At 45.9% G+C, this 5,318-nt stretch carries 4 protein-coding genes; 3 read left to right on the plus strand and 1 reads right to left on the minus strand.

What is annotated here, in order from left to right:
• Positions 1-498: 498 nt before the first annotated feature.
• On the minus strand, positions 499-1,722 hold the full coding sequence (locus tag PX482_RS03515) for an ABC transporter substrate-binding protein (protein ID WP_002761074.1): 1,224 nt from the start codon (positions 1,720-1,722) through the stop codon (positions 499-501).
• 407 nt (positions 1,723-2,129) lie between these two features.
• On the opposite strand from PX482_RS03515, the gene PX482_RS03520 reads away from it, so the two are divergent.
• The 3 genes from PX482_RS03520 (at position 2,130) to PX482_RS03530 (ending at position 4,981) form a co-directional block, all read left to right on the plus strand.
• Positions 2,130-2,435, plus strand: a complete 306-nt coding sequence (locus PX482_RS03520) for a DUF6825 family protein (protein WP_002761072.1) — start codon at positions 2,130-2,132, stop codon at positions 2,433-2,435.
• A 90-nt stretch (positions 2,436-2,525) separates the two neighbouring features.
• Positions 2,526-4,214, plus strand: a complete 1,689-nt coding sequence (locus PX482_RS03525) for an ABC1 kinase family protein (protein ID WP_002761070.1) — start codon at positions 2,526-2,528, stop codon at positions 4,212-4,214.
• Positions 4,215-4,258: 44 nt separating this feature from the next.
• Positions 4,259-4,981 (plus strand): Stp1/IreP family PP2C-type Ser/Thr phosphatase, encoded by a 723-nt coding sequence (locus PX482_RS03530; protein ID WP_043999238.1) that lies wholly within the window; start codon positions 4,259-4,261, stop codon positions 4,979-4,981.
• Positions 4,982-5,318: the final 337 nt, after the last annotated feature.

The raw sequence follows: 5,318 nt of genomic DNA on the forward strand, positions 1-5,318 counted from the left end.
AAATTAGGTAATTGACCAGATGAGAATCGGTAAAACCCTACACCCCACACCCCACACCCCACACCCTGTCCCCACGAAAAACTTTTTCAGCAGACCCTAATTAGGGGTCTCAAGCTCCCCCTAACGGCCACCGAGAAAACCTTCACCAGCTAAGTATTTTTACTCAAGTCTCTGGAGGGGGACAGCTTATGTGACAGTTGAGGGTGCGGAATGTGGGTTTCTTCTCTCCTGCCAAGGTTCTACATTGGCACGAGAAAAGGGAGGATATTCCTCCCTTCCCTGATGGGTTATACAAGAACTAGAACCTCTGGAAGTGCGTTGCAAGGGAGATGCTTGCAACGAGGTAAGTAGGGAGGCACAATTATTTGTAGGATGGGTTAGCGGTGGCGCAACATGATCGGACGTTGGGTTTCATGCTTCAACCCAACCTACGTTCTGGAAGTGCGTTGCAAGGGATACCCTTGCAACGAGGTGGAAATGAGAAGAACCCCTTACTGATTAATTTTTCACAAAAGTAAATTTACCATTTTTACCATCGGCATCCATTTTAATTTGTGCCACGGAGAATTTATCCTGAATGATTTCCCCTTCGGGAGTAAAAGCAATATCTCCCAGGACAGTGACATACTTACCCGCTAAAATTTCCTGATTTAATTGTTGGCGAATTTGTTCGAGGGAAAGTGTACTGAGTTTATTTTTATCATCTACTCGTTTTAAGGCCTCGACAAAAACTTGAATTCCCGTAAAAGCTTGAGCAGTAAATTGGGGCGGTGCTTTTTTATTTTCTGCTGTATAAGCGGCGACAAAATCCCGATTAATAGGATTATCTAATTCCGGATTATAAGCTTGAGCAATGATAATGCCATCACATTGAGCTTGACAAACTGGGAAAATATTAGAAGTATTTAAACCATTGCCACCAATAATTAATCCCTGATAGCCTAATTGTCGCAACTGTTTGACCAAATTGCCCCCGTCAGCAACCAAACCAGAAATAACCACTAAATCCGGTTTAATATTAATAGCGGCGGTGGCTTGGTTTTGAAAATCTGTATCGGTGGTTTGGAATTTCTGCACGGTGACAATATCAAGATTTAAACTCTTCAGGGTTTCTTGAAAAGTTTCCGTTTCCGATTTACTAAAAGCATCATTTTGGGCAAAAAAGACAGCCACTTTTTTAATCTTGGGATCGATTTTTAAAGCGGTTTTAACCGCATTGGGAGCGACCACAGCCACAGGAGCGGACACCCTACCCACATATTCACCGATCTGGGGGATACCTTTAGCCGTGTTAGAGGGGCCGAGAATGGGAACTTTGGCTCGATCGGCGATCGGACTAGCGGCAAAAGCTTGTTGGGACAGGGACGGACCGAGAATACCCACCACCTTATCTTTGGTGATGAGGGTATTGATGGCGTTGATCGCTCCCGGTTCATCCCCGGTCACATCCTGGATAATAACTTTAATCGGTGTTCCATTGACTCCGCCCTTTTTATTAAAATATGTTTCAGCCATCTTGACACCGATCACCTGTTCCTGTCCCAATAGGGCGAGATTGCTGGTTTGAGCTAAGGCTGCACCGATGGGAATAGCAGCAGTGGCGGCGTTTTCTGCGGGACTGGGGTTAGTTTGACTGGTGGGAGTGCTGGAATTACAGGCCACCACTAAACCAAAAGTGACTAGGGATAATATTAAGGGGATTAATAAACGTTTTCTGAGCATCTTAACTCTCCAGAGACTGATATTGTTGATGACACTATTATTTCGCTAATCGGGTTGATTTCAGCGATAATTCTCGACGCGATCGAACCGGATTCTGCTTCCTTAGCACCCTTTCTTTCCCCTAATTTTGTCGATTAACCTCCCAGTCTCATACTAAATCCTGTTTAAAAGGCATAGGAGAGTGGGGTGTAGGGTGTAGGGTGTAGGGTGTAGGGTGTGGGGAGAAGGGAGAAACAATTCATAACTTGAGAGTTAATCACACTATTGAAAACGGATTTGGTCTAACCTCCCTTTTCAGAAAAACGATTTGCCTTTTCTGGTTCTGTCGCCTAACCTAGTAGTTAGGGAATTTATTATCGCCTTTCCCGTTCACAAAACCCAGCAAGCGAAAACATCCATTTAAGATTATGACTAACCCCGTTATTCACGCCTTTTTCCTCGGACGAGCGATCGCTGAAGTGGTCAGTGAACAGCTAGAAGATGCGTTCACCAACGCTTTAAGCGAATTAGGCAAATTTGATGCCGAACAACGGGAAAACCTGCGGCAATTCGTCGAAGAAGTGCAAATGAGAGCCGATCGAGCCATGGAAAAGGGAGTATATACTGAGACAGACTCCAGTGGTTCCTCCAGTGCCGATGTGCAGGAAAACATCGACGAAATGCGGGCCGAAATCGCCCAATTGCGCTCGGAACTCAAAAACTACCAGAATTAACCAAAAACCCTCTTTTAGTCGCTTTAAAGCCCCAAAAATTGCGTGTCAGCCCTTCTACCCGTCCCCGTTACCCTAGAGTTAAACCCAGCAATGCCGGCCCTCCAAGTCGCCAAAAATAGCTATCGTTGGAATCGAGAAAACTATTCCATCAATCGTCGTCGTCTAGATATTTGGCGATTCGTTCTGACTGTACTTTATCAATTCTGGCTCAACGGTAAAAAATGGAGCTATAACGGTGGCTATAGCCAGGAAAAACTCGCCAGCAGACGCAGAAAACAAGCCGCTTGGATTCGGGAAACCATGCTAGAATTGGGTCCAACTTTTATTAAAGTCGGTCAACTGTTCTCCACCCGGGCCGATCTTTTTCCCCTCGAATATGTGGAAGAACTCTCGAAACTACAGGATCAGGTTCCCGCATTTACCTACGAACAGGCCAGCAAAATTATCGAGGTATCCCTCGGTAAACCCCTCAATCAACTCTTTAAAAGCTTCGATCCCATCCCCCTAGCAGCCGCTAGTTTAGGACAAGTTCACCGGGCCCAACTGAAGAGCGGGGAAGATGTGGTGGTCAAAGTCCAACGGCCCGGATTGAAAAAATTATTTAGTATCGATCTGACCATCCTAAAAAAAATCGCCCAATATTTCCAAAATCATCCCAAATGGGGTAAAGGTCGCGATTGGACGGGTATTTATGAAGAATGCTGTAAAATCCTCTGGGAAGAAACCGATTATCTCAATGAAGGTCGTAACGCTGACACTTTTCGCCGTAATTTTCGCGAGGAAGATTGGGTCAAAGTACCGAAAGTCTATTGGCGCTACACCGCTCCCCGGGTTTTAACCCTAGAATACCTCCCCGGCATCAAAATCAGTCATTATGAAGCCCTAGAAGCAGCCGGACTCGATCGCAAATTGTTGGCTAAACTAGGGGCAAAAGCCTATCTAATTCAACTACTCAATAACGGCTTTTTTCACGCGGATCCTCACCCTGGCAATATTGCCGTTGATAGTGATGGCTCCCTAATTTTCTACGATTTCGGCATGATGGGACAAATTAAAACCAACGTGCGCGAAAAATTAATGCAGACTCTCTTGGGAATTGCCCAAAAAGATGCCGATCGCGTGGTCACTTCTCTGGTGGATTTAGGAGCATTAACTGCTAATGGTGATATGGGAGCAGTGCGGCGATCGATCCAGTATATGCTCGATAACTTCATGGATAAACCCTTTGAGGAACAGTCCGTAGCCTCTATCAGCGATGATCTCTATGAAATCGCCTACGATCAGCCTTTTCGCTTTCCCGCTACCTTTACCTTCGTTATGCGGGCATTTTCTACCCTGGAAGGGGTAGGCAAAGGACTCGATCCCGAATTTAACTTTATGGAAGTGGCCCAACCTTTTGCCCTGCAATTAGTAAATGATATGACAGGAAATAATGGCAGTAATATCCTCGATGAGTTAGGACGACAAGCAGCCCAAGTGAGCAGCACCGCCCTGAGTTTACCCCGACGCATCGATGATACGATCGAAAAATTAGAACGGGGTGATATCCGTGTCCGGGTCCGTTCGAGCGAATCCGATCGACTTTTGCGGCGATTGGGTATGATTCAAATGGGAACCAACTATACTTTACTGGTCAGTGCTTTACTTATCTCAGCGACGCTTCTATTCGTCAGTGGTTTTGGTTGGTTGACTTTAGTGCCGATGGCGATTTCCCTGCTGCCGGGGATAGCTCTTGTGAGACTTTGGCGAAAAATTGAACGTCAGGATCGCATGATGTAATTGATTGCGGGATAATAAATATTGTGTTAAAAGCAGAAATTTCGATGAACAATCTTTCTTTTGGAGGAATGACCGATCCTGGTGTAGTGCGATCGGTTAATCAGGATAGTTATTATATCGACCCCGAGCGGCGCTTTTTTATCGTTGCTGATGGTATGGGAGGTCATGCGGGGGGCCAGGAAGCTAGTCAAATCGCCACTGAAACTATCCAAGCTCATCTAGAAGAACACTGGAATTCGCCCCGGGCTGCCGGGGAATTGCTGCAGGAGGCAATTACCGTCGCTAACGAGAAGATTATCGAAGATCAGCTAAAAAATCCCGAAAGACAGGACATGGGGACAACCCTAGTCATGGCTATCTTCCGAGATGATGGCTCTTGGTACACCCATATTGGTGATTCCCGTCTCTATCGCTTTCGTGAGCAAAAATTAGAACAGGTGACGGAGGATCATACGTGGATAGCTAGGGCGATAAAAATGGGCGATCTGTCCGAAGAAGAAGCCAAAAACCACCCTTGGCGGCACGTTTTATTTCAATGTCTCGGTCGTTGCGATTTGCCCCCAGTGACGGTATCTCCCCTCGATCTGCAATCCGGCGATAGTTTAATTCTCTGTAGTGATGGTTTGACGGAAGAACTGTCCGACGAGGAAATTAGCGATTATTTGCAAACCAGTGCCGATTGTCAGGAAATTGTCGAGAATTTAGTGGCAGCGGCCAAAGAAGCCGGCGGTTCTGATAATATCACCGTGGTCATGGTCAGCTGTTGACTATCTAGGGTTTGCGGCAAAAAGTTTCTCGTGGGGAAGTGGGGAAGTGGGGGAATTTCAACTAAAACCCTAACACCCTAACACCCTAACACCCTAACACCCGATCTCCTGACTTGAAAATAGAGGCTGAAATAACGCCAATTCGTCAATCATACTAAATCCGCTGAGTATAGGCTACATATCAGGAGAGGCACTCCTGCAAGGGGAGTGACTCTTAAATTATCGAAAATTTGGGTTGAAAACCTCGCCCTTTAGGGCGACTTTATGTTAGCATTAAATTGAGTCGTTGACTTTGGGAACGCAGGAAACAAGCGACACTCCGTAATCCCTAAATCTC

This window comes from Microcystis sp. M53602_WE12 (assembly GCF_030065455.1).
Taxonomy (GTDB): Bacteria; Cyanobacteriota; Cyanobacteriia; order Cyanobacteriales; family Microcystaceae; genus Microcystis; species Microcystis aeruginosa.

Excerpts from the sequence above, each read along its gene's own strand:
- PX482_RS03515 (WP_002761074.1), bottom strand. The coding sequence starts at position 1,722 with ATGCTCAGAAAACGTTTATTAATCCCCTTAATATTATCCCTAGTCACT.
- PX482_RS03520 (WP_002761072.1), top strand. The coding sequence starts at position 2,130 with ATGACTAACCCCGTTATTCACGCCTTTTTCCTCGGACGAGCGATCGCT.
- PX482_RS03525 (WP_002761070.1), top strand. The coding sequence starts at position 2,526 with ATGCCGGCCCTCCAAGTCGCCAAAAATAGCTATCGTTGGAATCGAGAA.
- PX482_RS03530 (WP_043999238.1), top strand. The coding sequence starts at position 4,259 with ATGAACAATCTTTCTTTTGGAGGAATGACCGATCCTGGTGTAGTGCGA.